This window comes from Staphylococcus sp. HMSC055C03, assembly GCF_001809385.1.
GTDB lineage: Bacteria > Bacillota > Bacilli > Staphylococcales > Staphylococcaceae > Staphylococcus > Staphylococcus simulans.
In genome coordinates this window covers 108,078-129,856 of the sequence record NZ_KV797483.1, presented here as the reverse complement: position 1 = coordinate 129,856, position 21,779 = coordinate 108,078, and the positions used below count along the sequence as shown (strand labels likewise).

The 21,779-nt window shown below is 36.7% G+C and carries 29 protein-coding genes; 15 read left to right on the top strand and 14 right to left on the bottom strand.

The window, feature by feature from the left end:
• The first annotated feature begins 183 nt into the window (after positions 1-183).
• Positions 184-1,371, top strand: a complete 1,188-nt coding sequence (locus HMPREF2603_RS04125) for a glycine C-acetyltransferase (protein WP_060803750.1) — start codon at positions 184-186, stop codon at positions 1,369-1,371.
• 109 nt (positions 1,372-1,480) lie between these two features.
• Here HMPREF2603_RS04125 and HMPREF2603_RS04120 read toward each other — a convergent pair whose 3' ends face one another.
• The 5 genes from HMPREF2603_RS04120 to HMPREF2603_RS04105 form a co-directional block, all read right to left on the bottom strand.
• Complete coding sequence (locus HMPREF2603_RS04120) at positions 1,481-1,672, bottom strand: hypothetical protein (protein WP_002481340.1); 192 nt, start codon at positions 1,670-1,672, stop codon at positions 1,481-1,483.
• Positions 1,673-1,750: 78 nt separating this feature from the next.
• The gene (locus HMPREF2603_RS04115; protein WP_002481341.1) at positions 1,751-1,942 is read right to left on the bottom strand and encodes a hypothetical protein; all 192 of its coding nucleotides are present in this window, start codon (positions 1,940-1,942) and stop codon (positions 1,751-1,753) included.
• Between the two features lies 1 nt (position 1,943).
• Positions 1,944-2,477 (bottom strand): linear amide C-N hydrolase, encoded by a 534-nt coding sequence (locus tag HMPREF2603_RS13590; RefSeq protein WP_261674091.1) that lies wholly within the window; start codon positions 2,475-2,477, stop codon positions 1,944-1,946.
• A gap of 2 nt (positions 2,478-2,479) precedes the next feature.
• Positions 2,480-2,962: a linear amide C-N hydrolase gene (locus HMPREF2603_RS13585; protein ID WP_261674092.1), complete on the bottom strand. Its 483-nt coding sequence runs from the start codon at positions 2,960-2,962 to the stop codon at positions 2,480-2,482.
• Positions 2,963-3,070: 108 nt separating this feature from the next.
• On the bottom strand, positions 3,071-4,072 hold the full coding sequence (locus HMPREF2603_RS04105; protein ID WP_060803749.1) for a choloylglycine hydrolase family protein: 1,002 nt from the start codon (positions 4,070-4,072) through the stop codon (positions 3,071-3,073).
• Between the two features lie 120 nt (positions 4,073-4,192).
• On the opposite strand from HMPREF2603_RS04105, the gene HMPREF2603_RS04100 reads away from it, so the two are divergent.
• The 4 genes from HMPREF2603_RS04100 (at position 4,193) to HMPREF2603_RS04090 (ending at position 7,470) form a co-directional block, all read left to right on the top strand.
• The gene (locus HMPREF2603_RS04100) at positions 4,193-4,657 is read left to right on the top strand and encodes a GNAT family N-acetyltransferase (protein WP_060803748.1); all 465 of its coding nucleotides are present in this window, start codon (positions 4,193-4,195) and stop codon (positions 4,655-4,657) included.
• A gap of 203 nt (positions 4,658-4,860) precedes the next feature.
• Positions 4,861-5,823 carry an L-threonine 3-dehydrogenase gene (locus tag HMPREF2603_RS04095; protein WP_060803747.1) on the top strand — a complete coding sequence of 321 codons (963 nt, stop codon included), beginning with the start codon at positions 4,861-4,863 and terminating at the stop codon, positions 5,821-5,823.
• 162 nt (positions 5,824-5,985) lie between these two features.
• Entirely contained in the window at positions 5,986-6,117 is a 132-nt protein-coding gene (locus HMPREF2603_RS13580; protein WP_180363544.1) for a hypothetical protein, read from the top strand.
• Positions 6,118-6,390: 273 nt separating this feature from the next.
• Positions 6,391-7,470 (top strand): branched-chain amino acid aminotransferase, encoded by a 1,080-nt coding sequence (locus HMPREF2603_RS04090; protein ID WP_002481346.1) that lies wholly within the window; start codon positions 6,391-6,393, stop codon positions 7,468-7,470.
• A 110-nt stretch (positions 7,471-7,580) separates the two neighbouring features.
• Here the strand turns inward: HMPREF2603_RS04090 and HMPREF2603_RS04085 are convergent, their stop codons facing one another.
• On the bottom strand, positions 7,581-8,012 hold the full coding sequence (locus HMPREF2603_RS04085; protein ID WP_060803746.1) for a GNAT family N-acetyltransferase: 432 nt from the start codon (positions 8,010-8,012) through the stop codon (positions 7,581-7,583).
• Positions 8,013-8,165: 153 nt separating this feature from the next.
• On the opposite strand from HMPREF2603_RS04085, the gene HMPREF2603_RS04080 reads away from it, so the two are divergent.
• The 4 genes from HMPREF2603_RS04080 (at position 8,166) to HMPREF2603_RS04065 (ending at position 10,668) form a co-directional block, all read left to right on the top strand.
• Positions 8,166-8,561 (top strand): YbaN family protein, encoded by a 396-nt coding sequence (locus tag HMPREF2603_RS04080; protein ID WP_060803745.1) that lies wholly within the window; start codon positions 8,166-8,168, stop codon positions 8,559-8,561.
• A gap of 124 nt (positions 8,562-8,685) precedes the next feature.
• Complete coding sequence (locus tag HMPREF2603_RS04075; RefSeq protein ID WP_031262637.1) at positions 8,686-9,399, top strand: HAD family hydrolase; 714 nt, start codon at positions 8,686-8,688, stop codon at positions 9,397-9,399.
• A gap of 32 nt (positions 9,400-9,431) precedes the next feature.
• The gene (locus HMPREF2603_RS04070; protein WP_023015488.1) at positions 9,432-9,842 is read left to right on the top strand and encodes a hypothetical protein; all 411 of its coding nucleotides are present in this window, start codon (positions 9,432-9,434) and stop codon (positions 9,840-9,842) included.
• Positions 9,843-9,864: 22 nt separating this feature from the next.
• The gene (locus HMPREF2603_RS04065) at positions 9,865-10,668 is read left to right on the top strand and encodes an HAD-IIB family hydrolase (RefSeq protein ID WP_231291632.1); all 804 of its coding nucleotides are present in this window, start codon (positions 9,865-9,867) and stop codon (positions 10,666-10,668) included.
• An 84-nt stretch (positions 10,669-10,752) separates the two neighbouring features.
• Here the strand turns inward: HMPREF2603_RS04065 and HMPREF2603_RS04060 are convergent, their stop codons facing one another.
• Together HMPREF2603_RS04060 and HMPREF2603_RS04055 are read right to left on the bottom strand one after the other, a co-directional pair.
• Positions 10,753-11,418: a deoxynucleoside kinase gene (locus HMPREF2603_RS04060; protein WP_002481352.1), complete on the bottom strand. Its 666-nt coding sequence runs from the start codon at positions 11,416-11,418 to the stop codon at positions 10,753-10,755.
• Entirely contained in the window at positions 11,411-12,028 is a 618-nt protein-coding gene (locus tag HMPREF2603_RS04055; protein WP_023015487.1) for a deoxynucleoside kinase, read from the bottom strand. The genes HMPREF2603_RS04060 and HMPREF2603_RS04055 overlap by 8 nt, the downstream gene beginning before the upstream one ends.
• 64 nt (positions 12,029-12,092) lie before the next feature.
• Here HMPREF2603_RS04055 and tadA point away from each other — a divergent pair, with 64 nt between their 5' ends.
• The 3 genes from tadA to HMPREF2603_RS04040 all read left to right on the top strand — a co-directional run bounded on the left by tadA (position 12,093) and on the right by HMPREF2603_RS04040 (position 14,288).
• Positions 12,093-12,593: a tRNA adenosine(34) deaminase TadA gene (gene tadA, locus HMPREF2603_RS04050; RefSeq protein WP_060803744.1), complete on the top strand. Its 501-nt coding sequence runs from the start codon at positions 12,093-12,095 to the stop codon at positions 12,591-12,593.
• 237 nt (positions 12,594-12,830) lie between these two features.
• Positions 12,831-13,700, top strand: coding sequence for a Cof-type HAD-IIB family hydrolase (locus tag HMPREF2603_RS04045; protein WP_060803743.1), 870 nt, complete (start codon positions 12,831-12,833; stop codon positions 13,698-13,700).
• Positions 13,701-13,721: 21 nt separating this feature from the next.
• Positions 13,722-14,288 carry an NADPH-dependent FMN reductase gene (locus tag HMPREF2603_RS04040; protein ID WP_002481356.1) on the top strand — a complete coding sequence of 189 codons (567 nt, stop codon included), beginning with the start codon at positions 13,722-13,724 and terminating at the stop codon, positions 14,286-14,288.
• Between the two features lie 214 nt (positions 14,289-14,502).
• On the opposite strand, the gene hxlB is transcribed toward HMPREF2603_RS04040, so the two are convergent.
• The 3 genes from hxlB to nagB all read right to left on the bottom strand — a co-directional run bounded on the left by hxlB (position 14,503) and on the right by nagB (position 16,504).
• Positions 14,503-15,048, bottom strand: coding sequence for a 6-phospho-3-hexuloisomerase (hxlB, locus tag HMPREF2603_RS04035; RefSeq protein ID WP_002481357.1), 546 nt, complete (start codon positions 15,046-15,048; stop codon positions 14,503-14,505).
• A gap of 3 nt (positions 15,049-15,051) precedes the next feature.
• Complete coding sequence (hxlA, locus tag HMPREF2603_RS04030; RefSeq protein ID WP_002481358.1) at positions 15,052-15,684, bottom strand: 3-hexulose-6-phosphate synthase; 633 nt, start codon at positions 15,682-15,684, stop codon at positions 15,052-15,054.
• Positions 15,685-15,775: 91 nt separating this feature from the next.
• A complete protein-coding gene (nagB, locus tag HMPREF2603_RS04025) occupies positions 15,776-16,504 on the bottom strand; it encodes a glucosamine-6-phosphate deaminase (protein WP_023015486.1) in 729 nt (242 codons plus the stop codon).
• Positions 16,505-16,844: 340 nt separating this feature from the next.
• On the opposite strand from nagB, the gene HMPREF2603_RS04020 reads away from it, so the two are divergent.
• From HMPREF2603_RS04020 to folE2, 3 genes are read left to right on the top strand one after another with little or no spacing between them, the layout of a single operon-like run.
• Complete coding sequence (locus tag HMPREF2603_RS04020) at positions 16,845-17,204, top strand: YojF family protein (protein WP_002481360.1); 360 nt, start codon at positions 16,845-16,847, stop codon at positions 17,202-17,204.
• Positions 17,205-17,216: 12 nt separating this feature from the next.
• Positions 17,217-17,882: a bacillithiol biosynthesis deacetylase BshB2 gene (gene bshB2 / locus HMPREF2603_RS04015; protein ID WP_057510138.1), complete on the top strand. Its 666-nt coding sequence runs from the start codon at positions 17,217-17,219 to the stop codon at positions 17,880-17,882.
• 16 nt (positions 17,883-17,898) lie between these two features.
• Entirely contained in the window at positions 17,899-18,777 is an 879-nt protein-coding gene (gene folE2 / locus HMPREF2603_RS04010) for a GTP cyclohydrolase FolE2 (RefSeq protein WP_023015484.1), read from the top strand.
• 608 nt (positions 18,778-19,385) lie between these two features.
• Here folE2 and phnE (HMPREF2603_RS04005) read toward each other — a convergent pair.
• From phnE (HMPREF2603_RS04005) to phnC, 3 genes are read right to left on the bottom strand one after another with little or no spacing between them, the layout of a single operon-like run.
• Positions 19,386-20,198: a phosphonate ABC transporter, permease protein PhnE gene (gene phnE / locus HMPREF2603_RS04005; protein ID WP_023015483.1), complete on the bottom strand. Its 813-nt coding sequence runs from the start codon at positions 20,196-20,198 to the stop codon at positions 19,386-19,388.
• Positions 20,195-20,989: a phosphonate ABC transporter, permease protein PhnE gene (phnE, locus tag HMPREF2603_RS04000; protein WP_060803742.1), complete on the bottom strand. Its 795-nt coding sequence runs from the start codon at positions 20,987-20,989 to the stop codon at positions 20,195-20,197. Before phnE (HMPREF2603_RS04000) ends, phnE (HMPREF2603_RS04005) begins: the two co-directional genes overlap by 4 nt.
• A 1-nt stretch (position 20,990) precedes the next feature.
• Positions 20,991-21,764: a phosphonate ABC transporter ATP-binding protein gene (gene phnC / locus HMPREF2603_RS03995; protein WP_060803741.1), complete on the bottom strand. Its 774-nt coding sequence runs from the start codon at positions 21,762-21,764 to the stop codon at positions 20,991-20,993.
• Between the last annotated feature and the right edge of the window lie 15 nt (positions 21,765-21,779).

Genomic DNA, 21,779 nt, shown 5'->3' with positions numbered 1-21,779 from the left:
TCCTTATTATAGCACGCGTTTCACAGAATAAACTTAAAACGTTCATGTTAAAATAACGCGTCATTTCGACCTTTTAATATACAAAATTTTGTTTTTTCAAAATAACTAATCAGTGTTAACTTTTCTATTATAATAAAATACGTTATGATATATGTAATCTAACACAAGGGGGATAATCAACCAATGGTTCAATCATTACATGGTTTTTTAGACGAAAACATTCAATATTTAAAGGATAATGGATTATACAACGAGATTGATATTGTCGAAGGGGCAAATGGACCGGAAATTACAATCAACGGCGAAAAGTATATCAATCTTTCTTCAAACAACTACTTAGGTTTAGCAACAGACGAAGACTTGAAAAAAGTTGCGAAAGAAGCAATCAATCATTATGGTGTCGGTGCAGGTGCAGTACGTACAATCAACGGTACACTAGATGTTCATGAAACTTTAGAAAACACATTAGCTGAATTTAAAGGAACAGAAGCAGCGATTGCATATCAATCTGGTTTTAATTGTAATATGGCAGCGATTTCTGCGGTTATGAATAAAAATGATGCGATTCTTTCAGATGAGTTAAACCATGCCTCTATTATCGATGGTTGCCGCTTATCTAAAGCTAAAATTATTCGCGTAAATCATTCAGATATGGACGACTTACGTCAAAAAGCGAAAGAAGCTGTAGAATCAGGTCAATACAATAAAGTGATGTATATCACTGATGGTGTGTTCAGTATGGATGGTGACGTAGCGAAGTTACCTGAAATCGTTGAGATTGCGGAAGAGTTTGACTTAATTACTTATGTCGATGATGCGCACGGATCAGGTGTTATGGGTAAAGGTGCTGGCACAGTAAAACACTTCGGTTTACAAGATAAAATCGATTTCCAAATCGGTACATTATCTAAAGCAATTGGTGTGGTCGGCGGTTATGTCGCTGGGACACAAGAGTTAATCGACTGGTTGAAAGTACAATCACGTCCATTCTTATTCTCAACATCTTTAACACCAGAATCTTCAGCAGCGATTACTGCCGCTGTACGTAAACTTATGGATTCTACAGAACTGCATGACAAACTTTGGGAAAATGCGAATTATCTTAAAGACGGCTTAAAAGAACTAGGTTATGATATTGGTGAATCAGAAACACCAATCACACCTGTAATTATTGGTGATGAAAAACAAACACAAGAATTCAGTAAACGTCTAAAAGACGAAGGAGTTTATGTGAAATCTATCGTCTTCCCAACAGTACCACGTGGTACAGGACGTGTACGTAATATGCCTACAGCTGCACATACTAAAGAAATGTTAGATGAAGCACTTGAGGCGTATAAAAAAGTAGGTAAAGAACTTGGCGTAATCTAAGTAGCTTTATATAAACAATGAAGCGGAACTGTTCAGTTAATTGAACGGTTCCGCTTTTATTTTAGAAATCAGTCTATTAGATACTTAGCTGAGTCATTTCTTTTATTGTTTAAGTGATATATCTATGATCAAGATAAAACTTCTCTAATGGCTCGTTATCTTTGATGCATTGTTCAATACGTTCTAATGATTCTTCAAGTGTCATTTGTCTCAAAAACATTCTGCCTGGTGGTTCTCCAAATTTTTTCTCATAAGCTTTTTCAGCAGCTTCATAGGCATCAATCAATTTGTCATCATACATAGTTTTTCATTCCTTTGTGGTTGATTCAGAGGTGTCGTATATATTCATTTTATCCGTTGAGTGAATACACGAACGTACTTAACTCAAGTAGTGATTATCTAAATAAAACTTTTCCAATGGTTCGTTATCTTTCACACAGTCTTTCATAAGTTCCAAAGCATCTTCAGCAGGCATACCCCGTAAAAGCATTCTACTAGGAGCTTCTTTAAACTTTTTAGTATAAGCACATACAGCAGCTTGATACTCTTTTTTAAATTGTTCATCATACATATTAATCTACTCCTTCATCATGGTGTGAATCGTGTTGTGACAGGGTGATATCTTTTAAATTTAATTGCGGCTTAATTTCATATGTTTTCTCTTCTTTTGAATCTAGTAAGACGTCTGTCAGTTGAATCGTATAAATATCTGAGCTGTTATAGTCTTTATAATAATACGTTAAGTGTTCGCAATCGAGTATACATTGATATTGCGTATAATGAGGCTGCCCTTCGTGGAGTACGATGCCTCTCGGAATACTGACAGTGTCTAATAATTTGAATAGGTTATTTAAGCGCATGGTGTCGTCTACAGCATCTTCAATCATTTGACGGAAATAAGCAGTTTTAACGAAACGTGCTGGCGAGGTATAACCTCCAGGCAATATTTCAGTATTTGTTTCGACATGAATTGGATCTACTTGTTTATCACCAAGTGTGATGGATACTGATGAATCAGTATTAAAAGCTATGTACTGTTGTAAATTCTGGTAGTGCCATTCTAAATCAGGGTGATTAGTCAGAACTTGTACCGGATTATCTTTCAAAATCAGTTTACACCATTTGGTACAAGAACAATACTTTGACCTGTTTGATCAGTGACGATGAAATGAAAGGCAGGAGTTTTACCAAGTACAGGGTTTTGTTCATCAATCAACCTCACATTACCAATCGTTTCTTTTAAATGTGAAATGGATGCGTTCGTACCTAAAAGCCACATAATGAATGATTCTGGACCTAAATTAATATGATGTGAAGCGGGTGCAGGCTTATATGTCGCAAAGCCATTGTTGTTTAAAATTGCGATAGAAAGACCTTTTTCATTGATGCCATCTGCGAACATTACATCGTCTATTTTCATCGCACTGCCTACAAAACCATAGTCAAAAGTGAAGGTTTGTCCATAAGTTGTTTCCCACTGATAGTTTCTTGGGATAACTTTAGGAAAAGCTTTCAGTTCAAACGCAAAGTCCATGGTCCGTGCTAAGTAAGTTGTGTCGTATTGTGAAGTAAAGGTAAAGCTCGTACACATATGTATCAGCCCCTTAATACCATTAAAAGTTATAATCTAATTGATAATACCATATGGATATAGAAAAAACGGAGCAGCTTCTCTATGTGCTTCTCCGTTTAGTTCTATTTACTGATGGTCTGAAGATTCTTCAGTTAAATCAATCAGATTTAATTTAGGTTTTACTGTATAAGTAATCGCATCACTTGCGTTTAAAATCTCATCAGTTAGTTTGATTTGGTATACATCTGAACCGTTATAGTCTTTAAAGTAATAAGTGAGATGATGTGTATCGACGATAGCTTGGTATTGTGTGTAATAAATCGTACCTTCGTCTAAAACGACACCTCTTGGAATACTGACAGTATCGAGTAATTTAAATAAGTTGTTGAGTCGTTTATTCTCATCTTCCGCATCTTCGATAAATTGACGGAAATAAGCCATTTTAACGAAACGAGATGGGGAAGTATAACCGCCCGGCAGAACTTCAGTACCAGATTCAACGCCAAAAGGTTTTACACTCTCAATGCCTAAGAGTGACGGTGAGGGCGCTTCGATATTGAAGTGTGTATACTGTCTCACATTTTGATAGTGCCATTCTAAGTTAGGGTTATTCGTTAATACACGAATGGGATTCTCTTTAATAATCAGTTGACCGTCTGAAGGAATCACAACGATACTTTGACCAGATTGATCTGTAATCATAAAGTGTAGTGGTGGAACGCTGTCTAATGCGGGATTTACTTGTTTAAGTAAACGAACATTATCTGCTTGTTCTTTAAAGTCTCTGATAGATTCATTCATGCCTAAAAACCACATAATGAATTCTTCAGGTTCTAGATTGATATTGTCATTAGAAGTAGAAGTCGCATAAGAAGCTTCTCCTTGATAATATAACACAGCAATGGATAATCCTTTTTTGTTTATGCCATCTCCGAATACCACACCATTGACTGTCATTGCAGTTCCTACAAAGCCGTAATTTAATTTAAAGTCACGACCATTGTTGCTTGTCCATTCATAATTTCTAGGAATAGCCTTCGGGAAAGAATTCAAACTAAATGAGAAATCCATGGTGCGTGCTAAATAGTTCGCATCATATTGAGATGTAAATGCAAAACTCGTACACATAAATGTGCCTCCTTAAAAACAGTAATCAGTACAAAAAAACGTTACAATAATCATAACATGACGCAAGTCAAGACTTCGAATAAAGTAATGCCAATAAGGTGTTGAGAGTGAGGGATACTGTTGAAAATTAAAATATGTGAGGATGCAGCTTTATTAGCACGTTTAAATCAAACTGTCCATGACATACATCATCAAGCCTATCCAGATACTTTTAAGCCTTATCATTATTTGGATACGCTAGATCTATTTCAAAAGCTCATGCATCAACCTGAGCATTATTTATTAGTCATTGAAACGGATACAGGAATAGCGGCTGGGTACTTGTGGGCGCAATTGGTAACGTTATATGAAACGCCATTTCGTTATGGGCAGAAGACGTTGTATATTCATCAAATCAGTATTGAACCAGAATTTCAGCATAAAGGTTATGGGCATGCACTCATGCAGTATATAGAAGAGGTAGCAGAAAAAGAGCGGTGTGACACAGTAGAATTGGATTATTGGGGGAAAAATAACGCGGCTGTTGATTTCTATGAAAAAGAAGGTTATGAATTTCTTCAAAAGCATTGCCGTAAAAATATTTGATGGTTTATCTAAATGATGTGTCTTTGAAATAAATAGAAAAGTATAATTTTGCTCTTTTCAAATGTAAGCGCTTTACTTATTTTTGTACGTATGGTATATACATTAATAAGCATTTATAAAAATATAGTGTTAAATAACAAGAGTATGTACACCTCAGAAATACTACAGTTCTTTAGCGCACTTTTCAAAGGGGAGAGAGAAATATGAAAAGAATTATGATTACTGGCGCACTAGGGCAAATCGGGACTGAACTTGTATTAAAATGTCGTGAGATTTATGGAACAGATAATGTTTTAGCAACGGATATTAGAGAACCAGAAGCGGATTCTCTAATCAAAGACGGACCGTTTGCGATATTAGATGTAACAGATGCAGCACGCATGAATGAGGTTGTAGAGGAATTTCAACCAGATGCTTTAATGCATATGGCCGCATTATTGTCTGCGACAGCTGAGAAAGATCCAATGCTGGCATGGAATATTAATATGGGTGGTTTAGTCAATGCGTTAGAAGCGGCACGTCATCATAATGTACAGTTCTTTACACCAAGTTCTATCGGGGCATTCGGGCCAACAACACCTAAACGTGATACACCTGCGTTAACGATTCAACGACCAACATCTATGTACGGTGTAAACAAAGTATCAGGTGAGTTATTATGCGAGTATTACCATACTAAGTTTGGTGTAGATACACGAAGCGTACGTTTCCCTGGCTTAATTTCATTTGTGAAAGAACCAGGCGGCGGTACAACAGATTACGCTTGTGAGATTTATTTTGAGGCGGTACGTAAAGGTGAGTATACAAGCTTTATCGGTAAAGATACTTACATGGATATGATGTTTATGGATGATGCGATCGACGCAATTATTAAATTGATGGAAGCACCAGAAGAAAATATTGAAAATCGTTGTGCCTTTAACTTAAGCGGTATGAGTTTCGAGCCAGAAGAAATTGCCGCATCTATTCGTAAACAAATTCCAGAATTCAAAATGCACTATGAAGTAGATCCAATCAGACAAGGTATTGCAGATAGCTGGCCAGATGCGATTGATACAAGTTGTGCAAGAAATGAATGGGGCTTCTCACCTAAATATGATTTAGACAAGATGACAGAAGCTATGTTGCAAGGGGTTAGAGAGAAAGAAGCAGCAACACAAAAATAATATAAGCATATGAATTAAATCAACAGGGCTGAATGTTTTCTAGGACCTATAGAAAATGTTCGTCCTGTTAATTATTATGTATAACGGCAGTAGACTAATGTTAAGTGGGTGACGATTAGATGACAACATCATCAAGAGATAGAAGCGTTATGGTTAAAAATTTTGCGAGAACAAAACCTAGAACATAAAATTGTCATCGCTAATGGCAACTTTGGCCATAATGAACCAAAGTGTATCTTGCCATATGGAATCAGTGCGACATTAGATGCTGATAAAGGAAGTGGATGTTCTTAATGAATAGATCGTCTATGCAAAGTGAAAATGAGATTGCTCACAGTTGCATTCAGAAATAGACTGTACAATAATGGAAGTGTAAGGAATATAGCAACTTTTAATTTGTATCAATGGGGAAATGTTAAAGAGAGATATAAATAACTGTGTTCAATAGAGGATTTGATTAGGGGCGTATTTTTTAAATTTTCTAAAAACTCATTGAATACACAGGCTTAGATTGCTATAATTTTAGTATTATCTTATTTATAAGCACAATTTTAGGAGGCAGAAATCATGTCAGAAAATGTTAAATTCGAGAAACGTGAAGAGCTTAAACAAAAACCAGATCCAAGTAACTTAGGATTCGGTCAACACTTCACTGATTACATGTTAAGTTATGACTACGATGAAGATAAAGGTGGTTGGCATGATTTGAAGATTACTCCTTATGCACCGATCGAACTTGATCCCGCTGCACAAGGACTTCATTATGGCCAAGCAGTCTTTGAAGGATTAAAAGCATACAAACATAATGGAGAGGTTGATTTATTCAGACCTGACCAAAACTTCAAACGTATTAATCAATCATTAGCACGCTTAGAAATGCCGCAAATTGATGAAGAGTTATTATTAGAAGGATTAAAAGAACTTGTGAATGTTGAACGTGACTGGGTACCTGAAGGGGAAGGTCAATCATTATACATTCGTCCATTCGTCTTTGCGACTGAAGCAGGTTTAGGTGTACATCCAGCATCTCACTACAAACTATTAATTATCTTATCTCCTTCTGGTTCATACTATGGCGGAGACGCATTAAAACCAACACGTATTTATGTAGAAGATAAATACGTTCGTGCCGTACGTGGTGGTGTTGGATTTGCGAAAGTAGCTGGTAACTACGCAGCAAGCTTATTAGCACAATCTAACGCAAACAAAGAAGGTTATGACCAAGTATTATGGTTAGACGGTGTAGAACAAAAATACATCGAAGAAGTCGGAAGCATGAACATCTTCTTCGTTGAAAATGGTACACTTGTTACACCTGAATTAAACGGTAGTATCTTACCGGGTATTACACGTAAAACAGTAATCGAATTAGCTAAAGAACTTGGCTATAAAGTAGAAGAACGACGTGTATCTGTAGATGAATTATTCGAAGCGTATGATAAAGGCGAATTAGATGAAGTCTTCGGTACAGGTACAGCTGCAGTTATTTCACCTGTAGGCGTCTTAAAATACGAAGACCGCGAAATCGTTATCAACAATAACGAAACAGGTAAAATCACTCAACACTTATATGATCAATATACTGGTATCCAAAGTGGTAAATTAGAAGACAAACACGGCTGGAGAGTTGTAGTTCCTAAAAAATAATTCGAATAAGAATTATAAATAGTGATAAAAAAACAGGTCAGAAGCACAGATAACAGTGTGTTTCTGACCTGTTTTGTCATTAATATAATTAAAGGTTTTTGCCGAGTGCTTTATAATTTCATATGTAAAATAGGATAATTTCTACCTTGGGCGTCTGTTTGAGAGGTTTTATAAACTTCAAAGCCATTTTTAAGATAGAATTCTATTGCGCGTTCATTATCCTTGTTAACATCCACATAACTTACTTTTCCTTGTTGGATTAAATATTGCAGGATTTCTGAACCGTAACCTTGATTAAAGTGTTTTGGGTCTATAAAAAGCATTTCTAAGTTGTGATCGTGTGTTCCAGAAAAGCCAATTGCTTCTTGTCCAACAAACCACAAATAAGCTTCAACTTGTTGGAAGTAAGTAGGAATCTCTTGTTTTAAAATGATTCTATCTTCTTCTTTTAAAAAGTCATGTGTCGCGATGACAGAGCTTTCCCAAATATCTAATGCTTTTGGAAAGTTGGCTTCTTGAAGCTTCATTTTATGTAATCTCATATAGGTTTCTCCTTAAGATTTTGACATACAAACTATCCTACAGAAAGTGCTAACTAAACTCAAGGTAGATAAAAGTAATAAGCAAACATATTATTGTTTACTAGTCTGTATTCTATTGTATAATTGAAAATGATTATCGGTAGAGGTGCTTTTATGAGATATATTTTAATTACGATAGGTTTAATTTCAGCTATCGTTGGTTTTATAGGAATCGTTGTACCTTTGTTGCCAACTACACCTTTTTTACTTTTAGCAGCTATTTGTTTTTCAAGAAGTTCTGAAAGATTTAATCGTTGGTTAGTGAGTACAAAGGTTTACGGTGAATATGTGGAAAGCTTCAAAAGAGATAGAGGCTTTACTTTAAAGAAGAAGTTCAAAATTTTATTGAGTTTATATATTGTTATCGCATTTTCGCTTTATATGCTAGATAACTTCTATATCAGAATTGGTTTATTGATTATGGTGACCTTCCAAACGATTGTATTGTTTACGTTAGTCAAGACGTTATCAGAACCATCAAAGGACCGTCAAAACTGTGAGAAAGATTAATCGTTGATGCATTTTGTGCTTACATCCAATACAAAGGGTGTAAGCCTTTTTTAATTTCCTTCTTAATTCATAAATTGATAAAATGAAATAAAAGTATAAAGAAAGAAGCGTGAAACTGATGACAATTAAATGGATCTTATTTGATAAAGATGGCACACTCATTGATTTTGATATGAGTTGGATGAAGATTGGTATTCAAATGGTGGATCAGTTTGTGGAACGTTTTATTTCAGAAGAAGATCAAGCACATGCTTATCAGACTTTAGGTGTGAATAAAGAAAAGAATCAAATAGAACCTGGTACACCGATGGCCTGTGGTTCGCTAGATGAAATTATTCAGAATTTCAATGCGTTAGCTGGAGAAGATGTGGGCGAGTGGACACGCAAGACGAGTCAATATCTCATTGACCATAGAGTTCCTGAAATTAAATGGATTGATGGGATGGTGGAAGCGTTAGAAACATTAAAGGCAGATGGATATCATATTGGAATTATTACGAGTGATACGAAGAAAGGCACAGATCAATTTATTGAATCTACAGATACAGAAGCGTTCTTTGATTTAGTCATTTCTACTGAATCTAATGCGGCTGAAAAGCCAGACCCAGCTGTATTAAAGCCGCTCTTTGCGCAAGAGAAGGGGCTTAAAGCGGAAGAAATCGCAATTGTAGGCGATACACCTAATGATATACAAACCGCTGTTAACGCTGGCTTAGGGCTGTCTGTAGCTGTATTGACGGGCGTAGGTCAAGCACATGAATTTAAACATGCGGATTATGTCGTAGAGAAAGCTCCAGAAATTGTTTCTATTTTAAAGGGTGAAGATACAGAATCCTAAGTTATCGTCACACATTAAATGAGGTGAAAATCATGAAAGAACAACATACAGTATTAGATGGACGTTATGCAGAATATCAAGGAGAAGTGTTTCGCGTCTTAAATGACTTTGGCAAGACTTTGCATTTGGTCACAGAGGATGCCGGAGCGCAGTCTTTAGGTTTTGAAGCGAAAACAACAAAATATTCGAGCCATACATTGTTTTATAAAGACGTCAAACGTCAAGAAGTCGATGCATTATATGATTTGAAACATGAAGCACGTTATGGCGGTACGCTCTTTGATTTGTTTTTTGATGCGAAAGGTCAAAGTTATATTGGCACAAGTGAAGCGGATAAGGCCGAAGCCTTTGGTTTAAAAGAAACAGATGAAGGTTATTATAGTAAAGCTATCAATGATGACGATTATGAACCTGTGATTTACCGCGAAGAGTTAGAATTATAACCAAAGTTGGAGGGATGATATGATGCGTCAATTAATTTTATTTGATTTTGACGAAACGTATTATAAGCATCAAACCACGAAAGAAGATATTCCTGAACTACGTGAACTTGAATCGACACTGAAACAAGCTGAAGAAAAGCACCAAGTGATTACTGCAGTGTTATCAGGCAGTATCTTTGAAAGTATTATGGAGAAAATGAAACATGCGGAAATGGAATATAAACCAGACTTTATCTTTTCTGACTTATGTTCCAAATTATTTGAACTAGATGATAAAGGCGAATATCAACGTTCTAAAGATTATGAAGAAGCTGTTTCAGAAACAACGTTCACTAAAGAAAAAGTTGATGAAATTATCGACAGCTTCGAGTCAGAACACCAAGTTGAACTTCATCCGCAAAGAGAATTCAGAGATGAAGAAACATTGTATGAATATTACTATTATGCACAAGGCGATGAAGAAAAAGACGAGCAGAATTTAAAAGATTTACAAGATAAAGCAGCGGCTTATGACTATGCGGTACATTATAATAAAACGAATCCTAAAGCAGGTGACCCTGAAGATGCGTATGATGTACACTTTACACCTAAAAACGCTGGCAAGTTATTCGCTGTGCGCTACCTGTTAGATATGTATGATCTTGATTCAGAAGGTGTACTAGGTTTCGGTGACAGTGGTAATGATGAGATTTATTTAAGTCATATCGGTCATCCGTTTGTGATGCATAATAGCACAGATGATGATATGAAAGATAAATTCCCAGTTACACGTTATGATTACTATAAAGGTTTGAATGATGAAATAAAACGTTTCTTTGATAAATAATTTCATACAAGTTTATTCAGAGTAAAAGAAAATCATGTATCTCGCTCAGTTAAGAGCAGAGATACATGATTTTTTGTTTGCTTATTATTTTCTAGTATCTACATTACGATAGACATCAATCACATGCGCAATTTTATCTAACACTGGATCTAGCGTGTCTAAACTTTCATGCAGATCATATTCATTAATGTTCACGCGTACGACAGGGCAGGCATTGAAGCTTGAAATCCATTCTTCGTAACGACGGAATAATTTTTTCCAGTATTCTGGATCTGTATCAATTTCCATTTGGCGACCGCGTTGTTTGATGCGCTCAATCACTTCATCGTAATCACATTCTAAATAAATTAAAACGTCTGGTTTTGGGAAGTAAGGTGTCATGACCATCGCTTCAAATAATTCTGAGTATGTTTTGAAGTCTTCAGGTGTCATCGTCCCTTGTTCTTCATGCATTTTTGCGAAGATATCAACGTCTTCATAAATAGAACGGTCTTGGATAAAGCCCCCGCCATATTCAAACATGCGTTTTTGTTCTTTAAAGCGTTCCGCAAGGAAATAGATTTGAAGGTGGAAACTCCAACGTTCAAAGTTATCATAGAATTTATCTAGATAAGGATTATGGTCCACATTCTCGAAAGAAGTGCGGAAGTTTAATTTTTTAGCTAAGGCACGTGTTAAGCTCGATTTACCGACGCCTACAGTACCTGCGATTGTAATCACCGCATCTTGAGGGATACCGTAATTATTCATGCGTGTTGCCTCCTATCATTGATTGTACAATGTTTAATAGATACTCGTAATCGTCAGCGTGATTGACGAAATCCAAGTTTGTTGTATCGATGCGTTTCACCATTTTGCCTTCGGCTTCTAAAGATTCATAGAAGTGATGATAAGCTTCTTTTAAATTTAAAAGATAATCATCTTCAATTTGTGCTTCGAAGCTGCGATTGCGTTTGGCGATACGTTGTTTTAATACTTCTAAATCTGCATCGAGGAAGATTACGATGTCCGGCATCATAAGATCCTCAGTCAGAATATCGTAAATACGGTCAAACTTGTTGTATTCTGTATCTGTCAGTGTTTGACGCGCAAAGATTTTGTTTTTATAAACATGATAGTCACTGACAATACCGTTATGTAGTTGTTCTAGATCTTGAACCTGTTTGTAACGGTTACATAAAAAGAACATTTCAGTCTGGAAACTCCATTTTGAAATGTCGTCATAGAAATCAGATAAAAATGGATTTTCATCCACGATTTCTTGTGCTTCATGATAATCAAGAGATTGACTTAAGCGATGTGCTAAAGAGGATTTGCCTACTCCTATAGGCCCTTCAATAGCGATATAAGGTTGATTCATAAACAACACTCCAAGTGTTAAAATAGACAATAGTAATTGTATCACATGGTAAGGGATTGAACATATGACAATAGATGAAAAATATATGAAACTTGCATTAGATGAAGCCAAAAAAGCTGAAGCTATCGGTGAAGTACCGATTGGCGCACTCATTGTTAAAGACGATAAAATTATAGCACGTGCACATAATTTAAGAGAAACGATTCAACTTCCGACAGCCCATGCGGAACATATTGCGATAGAAAAAGCAGCTGAAGCAGTAGGGAGTTGGCGTTTAGAAGATTGTACTTTATATGTCACTTTAGAACCTTGTGTGATGTGTTCTGGTGCGATTGTTATGAGCCGTATTCCACGCGTTGTTTATGGCGCTGCTGATCCAAAGGGCGGTTGTAGCGGCAGTTTAATGGATTTACTTCAAGAATCGCGTTTCAACCATCGTGCAGAAGTTGTGAGTGGTGTTTTAGAAGAAGAATGCGGTGATATGTTGCGGAACTTCTTCAAGCAATTAAGAAACAAGAAGAAACAAGCTAAGCAATCGCAAGAGGCTAATGACTTGAACAGTTAAAACAACTTTAGAAGAATGAAGATGTCTGCTTTTAAGAAGTGGACATCTTTTTGTTTGAAAAGCGTTAAAAAGTAAGAGATAGTTAAGAATGAGTAATGCCGATAGTTTCTACCCTCATAAATCGTACAAACAGACGATAGAAGTCTGTTATCAAAATTTGATAGAATGAGGTTAGACTTTGTTGTGAAAAGTAATTTTACGACACTACGGCTAAGACAAAAGAAACGAGGTTAATTCATGATTAAACTAATTGCGACAGATATGGACGGAACATTATTAAATGCAGCACATGAAATTTCAGAGGAAAATATTAAAGCGATTAAAGCAGCGCAGGCACAAGGGATTACGATCGTGATTGCGACAGGTCGTGCTTTCTATGAAGCCAATGCGCCTGTGGAACCGACTGGATTGAAAGTCCCATATATTTGTTTGAATGGTGCAGAGGTTCGTGATGAATCATTCGATATTATGCATACATCAAGCTTGAATCATGAAATGATTGAACAAATTACACATGTTCTAGATCGAGAGGATATTTATTACCAAGTCTATACTAACCTTGGTATTTATACTGAAGATCCTCAAAGAGATTTAGATATTTATATTGATATTGCAGAACATGCAGGTCAAAAAGCAGATGTAGAAAAAATACATCGCCATATTCAACATCGTATTGATCAAGGCACATTAAAAGTAGTTGATAATTATGATCAAATCAGTGAAAGACCTGGTGAAATTGTGATGAAAATTTTAGCGTTTGACAGTGATATCGGTAAAATTGATCGTGTCAGTGCAGAACTTGCGAAACACACAAACTTAGCAATTTCATCATCAGCACGAGGTAATATCGAAATCACAAACGCTTATGCGCAAAAAGGGATTGCGTTAGAAGAAATCGCAAACCAACTCGGTATCCACATAGAAGATGTCATGGCAATTGGAGATAACATGAATGACGTATCGATGCTTGAAAAAGCGGGTTATCCTGTCGCAATGGAAAATGCGATGCCTGAAGTGAAAGAATACGCAAAATATGTGACAGATAATAACCAAAACAGCGGTGTCGGTAAAGCAATCAACAAAATGCTGGAAGAGCAATCAAAATAAATTAACTGGGGTGACTATTGAATGAAAGGTGTCATTATCGTAGGCAGTGCGCGTATTGATTCGCACACAAAAGCACTGGCACAATACTTAAAGGGACAATTCAATGAAAAGGATGTTGAAGCGGAAATTTTTGATTTAGCTGAGCGTCCAATCCATACATTAGATGTTTCTGGCGCAAGTAATCCGCCAGATGATTATCAAGCTAATGTGAAAGATTTACAAGAGAAGGCGAGAGAAGCGGACTTTATTATTTTAGGTACACCGAACTATCATGGTTCATATTCTGGTATCTTAAAGAACGCTTTAGATCATCTGACAATGGATGACTTCAAAATGAAACCAGTCGGCTTAATGGGGAACAGCGGCGGTATTGTAAGTGCAGAACCACTTTCTCACTTACGCTTAATTGTACGTACCTTATTAGGTATCGCAGTGCCTACCCAAATTGCGACACATGATTCAGATTACGGCAAATTAGATGATGGTACATTCTTCTTACAAGACGAAGAATTCCAATTACGTTCTCGTTTATTCGTTGAACAAATTGTATCATTCGCAGAAAGCCGTCCTTATGAACATTTAAAATAAAAGGATGCAAGCGTGTTAGTTCAGCTGATAAAATATCCTGTTTGATAATCTCTGCTTAGTGGTGGTGCAAGGTGATTTTACTTTGTGAACTATTTAAGCAGAGGTTTTTTATGAAAAGGTAAAATAGTTAAGTTATATGGTTACTAAAAAGCATAAAGAAAAGGCCTGTAAGTTAAAGAGATAAACTCAAAAGCTTACAGGCCATTAATGTGATTTATTCTAAATTCGCATGATTTTGTTGCATCGTGGTTTCATCAATATTGAAGTCTTTCATGAAATCTAATACAACAGCATCTAAGAATAATTGTGCAGCTTGTTCGAATAAACTGCCTAAAGGTTGTGCTGAACCTTCAGCATCATGTTTTGTTCCGGCAGGCAATTCGATTGTGACATCTGCCAATTCACCGATTTTAGAATCAGGTTTTGTTGTGACTAACGCCACTTGTGCACCTTGATCTTTAGCTTTTTCAGCTAATAGGCGTAAGTGTTCTGTACTGCCTGAACCTGAAATGACGATAAACAAGTCGCCTTCGTGGATAGAAGGTGTTGTAATACCGCCAATGATAAATGCAGGTTGTTCAAGCTGATTCAAGCGCATTGTAAATCCATTTGCGACGAATCCAGAACGACCTTTACCTGCTACGAAAATATTTTTGGCATCTTTGATTGCTTGTTCAAAGTTTTCAACATCTTGATCTTTAACATTAGATAACGTCGTTTTCAGTTCATCTAAAATCAATTGATATTGTAGTTTTGCCATAGCTTATTTCCCTTCAACTGCGTCGCGGCAAGCTTTTGCTGCTTCTACTGGGTCGTCTGCATTTGCGATACCGCCACCAACAATCACTAAGTCTGGTTCTTCAGCTACGATATCTTTGATTGTATCTGGTTTGATACCGCCAGCAACGGCAACTTTAGAATTTTTGATAACAGATTTAACTGTGTGTAAATCATCTAATGGAGACTTACCTTCAGCTTGTAAGTCATAACCAATGTGTACTGCGATATAGTCAGCACCCATTTCATCTAATTCTTTAGCGCGTTGTTTAATGTCTTGAACAGCAATCATATCTACTAATAATTGTTTGTCATTTTTGTGTGCTTCTTCGACAGCAGCTTTGATAGAAGCGTCTTCAGCAACACCTAAGATTGTTACAACGTCAGCACCGAATTTAACTGCTTGGCTGACTTCATAGTCTGCAGCGTCCATAATTTTCATATCTGCTAGAACTTTAACACCATCGATGTTTTCATCCATATATTGAACGGCAGGCAGACCTTCATTATATATGATAGGAGTACCGATTTCTACGATATCGACATAATCTTTCACTTTGTTAGCTAACTCTGCAGCGTCTTCTTTATTTAATAAATCAATTGCTAATTGTAGTTCCAAAATGATTCATCCTTTCATAATGTATGTGTTGTAACTTTTGCTTTACTTAGATTATTTACCCTTTTTAGTTTTTGACAAACAACAGTGAATTTTACTGTTCGGGTGCAGCTGCGTTATCTACGTAAACCTCTACATTAGGATGATCGTATAAAACTGTTGCTGGGACATCTTTGTCTTGAATGCCGCTCGCAAGTTTTGTAATCGCATCTTTCTTTTTCTCGCCAAACGCTAATAAGATAATACGTTTTGCAGATAAAATTGTAGAAAGACCCATTGAAATAGCTTGTTTCGGCACATCTTCTTCGTTATCGAAGTAACGGCTATTGGCTTGAATTGTACTTTCAGTTAAATCTACGACACGTGTAATACTGTCTTTTTCTGTACCTGGTTCATTGAAACCGATATGACCATTTTCCCCGATACCTAAAATTTGGATATCTGCAGGCCCTTTATCCTTAACCAGTTGTTCGTATCTTGCAGTTTCAGCGTCTAAATCTTTCGCATCACCGATTGGTAAATGCACATTTTCTTCTTTGAAGTGTGGATAGCGATCGAATAGCACTTCATGCATATAATGATGATAGCTTTCTGGATGATCGGCTGATAAACCAACATATTCATCTAAGTTGAATGTTTCTACATTAGAAACATCTAAGTCATTTAATTCCATCAGTTTAACTAAGTCAGAATAAACATCTACCATTGTACCTCCTGTTGCTAGACCTAGTTTACTTTCAGGATTCTCGTTCATTTGGTTGAACAGCTCGTAAGCTGTGTAGAATGATGCTTTCTCTTTATCCCCTAAATTAATAATTTTCACGTTGTGTGACCTCCTTATTTGTATCTATATATGAAGACATACATGTCCATTATAACGAGGTGAAGTTTAAACAGATAGTAAATCCCCCTCAAATTATAGGAATATTTCAATAACCTCTTTAGAAAGTGGAGGAACAGTTATATAATGTAAATATTGTTTCTAATTTAAGAATTGATAACCGAGAAAACCTATCGTTAATTCAAGAATGAGCAGTAGGTTATATTTATTGACGAGGATTTAGTACAATTAAATGATAAAGAGATTGATAAATAAATCAAGAATAACACGATATAGATGGGGTTCAACATTTGATTTTGCTTAGTGTAAGGGAGTGAGCAGCTTGGAGCCGATAGAATATGAGAAAGTACAAACGTTACTGGCATCTTATGTAGATCAACCTGTATACCTGCATGTTGAAACAACCAATGGTGCGTATGCGAACCATTTTGATCAACGTGTCTTTAATGCTGGAACGTTTTTAAGAAATATCAAAGTAGTCTTTGAACATGCCAAACTTAAGGGCGGTGGCAAAGAACCATTCAGAGTGGGTTTGAAACTACAAGATAATGGATGGGTTTATGTACAAGGACTGACACATTATGAAGTGAACGAGGATAATGAATTCTTGCTCGCTGGTTTTAATTATGAAGGGCAATTAGCGGCAGCGCTTGAAATCAGTGCTGTACCGTTTGAAATATAAGGAGGACGTATCATGTCAGAGGAAAGTCATGTATTAGTTATATTTCCGCATCCTGATGATGAGACGTTCTCATCAGCAGGAACATTAGCACATTATATTGATGAAGGTGTTCCAGTTACGTATGCTTGTTTGACTTTAGGTCAAATGGCACGTAATTTAGGAAATCCGCCATTTGCGACACGTGAATCTCTGCCGAAAATCAGAGAGCGCGAGTTGGAAGACGCAGCAAAAGCGATTGGTATTAAAGATTTAAGAAAGATGGGTTACCGTGATAAAACAGTGGAATTCGAACCACATGAAAAAATGGACGGGATGGTTAAAAGTCTGATTGATGAATTGCATCCTTCAGTAATCATTTCATTCTATCCAGGTTATGCGGTACACCCAGATCATGAAGCAACAGCAGAAGCGGTAGTTAGAACAGTAGGACGTATGCCTAAAGCAGAACGTCCACGTTTACAATTAGTTGCTTTTAGCAATGATGCGATTGATGAGTTAGGTATGCCTGATATCATTAACGATATTACTGATTATAGAGAAGTGAAATTAGATGCATTCAAAGCACATGCATCTCAATCTGGACCATTCTTGCATCAGTTAGCTGAACCGCAAGTTCCAGATACAGCCAAAAGTTTCTTAGAACAAGAAACATATTGGACTTACAATTTTGAATCATGAGTGGAGGGGCACACAGATGACTGAATTTGATTTATCGACACGAGAAGGTCGTTGGAAACACTTCGGTTCTGTTGATCCTATTAAAGGTACAAAACCAACAGTAAAAGAAGAAATGACAGATCTACAAAGCACGCACAAAGATTTTTTATTTGAAATTGAAGAAGTCGGGATTAAAAATTTAGTATATCCCGTGATTATAGATGAATATCAAACGGCAGGTACTTTCGCATTTTCAACTAGCTTAACGAGAGAAGAAAAAGGTATTAATATGAGCCGTATCCTAGAAAGTGTTGAGAAACATTATGATAACGGTGTAGCATTAACATTTGATAATCTGCATACGGTATTAGATACACTTCAAAAACACATGAAACAAACTTCAGCAGGGGTAGATGTTTCAGGTAAGTGGTTCTTTAATCGCTATAGTCCCGTTACGAACTTAAAAGCTGTCGGCAATGCGGATGTAACGTATGGCATGGCAGTTGAAGGGGATAAAGTGACACGTAAAGAGCTGACAATGGAAGCGAAAGTAACTACTTTATGTCCATGTTCAAAAGAAATCAGTGAGTATTCTGCGCATAACCAACGCGGAGTAATTACTGTAAAAACGTACTTGAATCGTGAAGCGACACTACCGTCTGACTATAAAGAAGTAATTTTAGATGCGATGGAAGCTAACGCAAGTTCAATTCTTTACCCAATCTTAAAACGTCCAGATGAAAAACGCGTTACAGAACGTGCTTATGAAAACCCTCGTTTTGTGGAAGATTTAATCCGTTTAATCGCTGCAGACTTAGTAGAAGTGGATTGGATTGAAGGTTTTGACATTGAATGTCGTAATGAAGAATCTATTCATCAACACGATGCTTTTGCGAAGTTGAAATATAGAAAATAATAGAATGAAATAAGGCCTTCTTAAGTAATGGTATGACATTGCTTGGGAAGGTCTTTTAATATGTAGAAAATGGGCGTGAGTTTAAAAGTTCACTGAATTCATGATAAATATCGCAAATAAAAATAGAGCACTGCATCTAACCTGTTGGGACTTCAGGTTGCTGTGAGGAGGGACAGCCTCGTAAGCTAAGCAGTGCTCTATTTTTTTAGGGTGATCGACAATTTACGTCAGGGGAAACATACTTGTCGATTTTAAATTCAATGATTAGATTAACTGTTAATGCCGTCGCATGCATATTTTAGGATATGTTCTATGATTAATTTAGGAGGTTAGTTGCGACTTTAAGCATTGTTTATGTCGGTGTAGAGGAAACGTCTGTCCTTTTGTTTGGGTGGGTAGAAAGGTGTAACGATTATTTATAGAATATGCTTTTAGGATTGATTTAGGATGCATACATTACTTGCGTTTCCTCTACATTGATTATTGTATGATATCTCTACATAAAATACATGAGGCTATGGTATCAACTTTATCTAGGACTAATTGCCGAGAGCGTTACAATTGATTTTTGAGATTGAGTTGTTCAATAAAATGACTCAACAAAGCGATTAGACGATTTTTTCACGTACTTTACCTGAAATATAATCCACAATACCGACCATAATGACTAAACCGATTAAGATAATGCCGACACGGTCCCATGAACGTGTTTGTAAGGCGAAGATTAACGGTGTGCCGATACCGCCTGCACCAATCAAACCTAAAATGGAAGCGGAACGCAAATTCAACTCAAAGCGATATAAAATCAAGGATAAGAATGTCGGTAAGATTTGTGGGACGACCGCAAAGACTAACGTCTTCATTTTATTCGCACCGCTCGCTTTTAATGACTCAGTAGCACTTAAATCGATGTTTTCAATATCTTCTGCGAATAATTTACCAAGCATACCTACTGAGTGAATACCTAGTGCGAGTACACCAGAGAATGACCCTGGTCCAACAGCTTTTATAAAAATCAAAGCCATCACAATCTCTGGAAAGACACGAATGATACTTAAAATAAATTTACTGACGCCTGATATAGGTCTGAAACGTATAATATTTCTAGCACCTAAGAAGGCTAAAGGAATACAAATGACCGCTGCGATAATGGTACCTACAACCGCAATCGCAAAGGTTTCTAATAATCCGCGTAATAAATCTTCACCACCAGGCTGATAGACAAATCCCCAATCTGGATGTGTTAAACCATGCATAATGGACCCAAGGATTTGTTGCGACTTTTGTTTGATTTCTAAGGCGGGCATACCCGCAAAGGCCCAAACCAATAAAGCTATTATTACCACGGAAATAATGCCATACTTTAACTTTGTGCGAGGACTGCCATAATGTTTTAATAATTCTGCTTTAGATTGTGTCATGTGAGTTGTTCCCTCACTTTCGAACTGATGTAATCAATAATCACCACAATGACCAATGTAAATAAAATAATCATAGCCGTACGGTCATACTGGAATAATCCCAGCGTCTGATCGTAAAACAATCCGATACCTCCGGCACCGACTAAACCTAACACTGCAGCGGCTCGAATATTGATTTCGAACGCAAAGAGTACGTAAGAAACATAAGAAGCTAAAGCTTGCGGTACAACACCGAATATAATCCACTTTGTTTTATTCGCACCGACAGCCGTCATCGCTTCAAGTGGTCCAGGTTCAATAGCTTCTAGTACTTCATATAATAATTTCGCGACAATACTGATTGTTAAAACAATCACTGTTAATACCCCGGGGATTTGGCCGATACCAAAGACTGCTACAAAGATAGCGGCTAATAATAAATCGGGGATAGTACGCACGATATTTAAGATGAAACGTGCTGGCATCGCAATCCATTTAGAACGTGAAATATTTTTTGCACACAATAAGGCAATAGGTACTGCGATGATAGAACCGATAAATGTCCCGACAATTGCCATTCTGATTGTATCTAACATGGGATTAAGTATCTGTTCAAGATAACTCCAGTCAGGTGGAAACATTTGAGTGAATAGGGTCCCGATTTGCGGTAAACCATAAATCAAATCACTAAAGCTGAATCCCGTATATAAGACACTCCAAAACACTAAAAACAATACTAATATAGTGGTCATCGCTGTTTTAAACGACATTTTATGATTCAGCATTTCTGCATAATTTTTGTGGGGTGTCATATTAATTTACCCCTAACTTCTCATCATCATTAATCGAACGTCCATAAATTTTATTGAATGCTTCATCTGTTGCTTCATCGACTGGACCGTCAAAGACTAATTTACCGTCACGTAAGCCAATAATACGTGTGCCATATTCGCGTGCTAAGTCCACAAAGTGCAAGTTAATGATGATGGTGATTCCTAATTCTTCATTAATACGTTTCAAATCATCCATGACTTGTTTAGTGGTTAAGGGGTCTAAAGAAGCCACAGGCTCATCTGCCAGAATAATAGAAGGTTCTTGGCAGAGTGCACGAGCAATAGAAATACGCTGTTGTTGACCACCTGATAATTCATCTGAACGTGATTTATATTTATCTAAAATGTTTACACGGTCTAAAGCCTCTAATGCTTTGATTTTATCTTCTTTAGGGAAAAGGCCTAAGACCATTTTCCAAGTAGAGTGATAGCCGACTCTGCCACTCAGCACATTACGCATTACAGAAGAACGTTTCACCAAATTAAAGTTTTGGAAAATCATGCCGATATTACGACGCATTTCTAATAATTTCTTACCTGATGCTTTGGAGATGGATGTTCCATCAATCACAATATCGCCTTCGGTAATATCATGCAGACGGTTAATCGACCGTAATAAGGTTGATTTACCAGCACCCGATAGTCCGACGATAACCGCAAAATCACCTTTTTCAATATTTAAGTTGATATGGTCTAAACCGACATGGCCATTATCATATACTTTACTTACATCTCTGAATTCAATCTGACTCATAATAGTAGTCCTTTC

What these genes read in the sequence shown, in the direction of transcription:
- tadA (WP_060803744.1), top strand. Translation starts at nt 12,093, where the DNA reads ATGACAATAGATGAAAAATATATGAAACTTGCATTAGATGAAGCCAAA.
- HMPREF2603_RS13585 (WP_261674092.1), bottom strand. Translation starts at nt 2,962, where the DNA reads ATGTGTACGAGCTTTACCTTTACTTCACAATACGACACAACTTACTTA.
- HMPREF2603_RS04125 (WP_060803750.1), top strand. Translation starts at nt 184, where the DNA reads ATGGTTCAATCATTACATGGTTTTTTAGACGAAAACATTCAATATTTA.
- HMPREF2603_RS04080 (WP_060803745.1), top strand. Translation starts at nt 8,166, where the DNA reads ATGAGATATATTTTAATTACGATAGGTTTAATTTCAGCTATCGTTGGT.
- HMPREF2603_RS04045 (WP_060803743.1), top strand. Translation starts at nt 12,831, where the DNA reads ATGATTAAACTAATTGCGACAGATATGGACGGAACATTATTAAATGCA.
- HMPREF2603_RS04065 (WP_231291632.1), top strand. Translation starts at nt 9,865, where the DNA reads ATGCGTCAATTAATTTTATTTGATTTTGACGAAACGTATTATAAGCAT.
- HMPREF2603_RS04115 (WP_002481341.1), bottom strand. Translation starts at nt 1,942, where the DNA reads ATGTATGATGAACAATTTAAAAAAGAGTATCAAGCTGCTGTATGTGCT.
- bshB2 (WP_057510138.1), top strand. Translation starts at nt 17,217, where the DNA reads ATGTCAGAGGAAAGTCATGTATTAGTTATATTTCCGCATCCTGATGAT.
- HMPREF2603_RS04105 (WP_060803749.1), bottom strand. Translation starts at nt 4,072, where the DNA reads ATGTGTACGAGTTTTGCATTTACATCTCAATATGATGCGAACTATTTA.
- HMPREF2603_RS04120 (WP_002481340.1), bottom strand. Translation starts at nt 1,672, where the DNA reads ATGTATGATGACAAATTGATTGATGCCTATGAAGCTGCTGAAAAAGCT.
- phnE (WP_060803742.1), bottom strand. Translation starts at nt 20,989, where the DNA reads ATGACACCCCACAAAAATTATGCAGAAATGCTGAATCATAAAATGTCG.
- HMPREF2603_RS04040 (WP_002481356.1), top strand. Translation starts at nt 13,722, where the DNA reads ATGAAAGGTGTCATTATCGTAGGCAGTGCGCGTATTGATTCGCACACA.
- HMPREF2603_RS04070 (WP_023015488.1), top strand. Translation starts at nt 9,432, where the DNA reads ATGAAAGAACAACATACAGTATTAGATGGACGTTATGCAGAATATCAA.
- phnE (WP_023015483.1), bottom strand. Translation starts at nt 20,198, where the DNA reads ATGACACAATCTAAAGCAGAATTATTAAAACATTATGGCAGTCCTCGC.
- folE2 (WP_023015484.1), top strand. Translation starts at nt 17,899, where the DNA reads ATGACTGAATTTGATTTATCGACACGAGAAGGTCGTTGGAAACACTTC.
- HMPREF2603_RS04090 (WP_002481346.1), top strand. Translation starts at nt 6,391, where the DNA reads ATGTCAGAAAATGTTAAATTCGAGAAACGTGAAGAGCTTAAACAAAAA.
- phnC (WP_060803741.1), bottom strand. Translation starts at nt 21,764, where the DNA reads ATGAGTCAGATTGAATTCAGAGATGTAAGTAAAGTATATGATAATGGC.
- hxlB (WP_002481357.1), bottom strand. Translation starts at nt 15,048, where the DNA reads ATGGCAAAACTACAATATCAATTGATTTTAGATGAACTGAAAACGACG.
- HMPREF2603_RS04085 (WP_060803746.1), bottom strand. Translation starts at nt 8,012, where the DNA reads ATGAGATTACATAAAATGAAGCTTCAAGAAGCCAACTTTCCAAAAGCA.
- HMPREF2603_RS04095 (WP_060803747.1), top strand. Translation starts at nt 4,861, where the DNA reads ATGAAAAGAATTATGATTACTGGCGCACTAGGGCAAATCGGGACTGAA.
- HMPREF2603_RS04055 (WP_023015487.1), bottom strand. Translation starts at nt 12,028, where the DNA reads ATGAATCAACCTTATATCGCTATTGAAGGGCCTATAGGAGTAGGCAAA.
- HMPREF2603_RS04060 (WP_002481352.1), bottom strand. Translation starts at nt 11,418, where the DNA reads ATGAATAATTACGGTATCCCTCAAGATGCGGTGATTACAATCGCAGGT.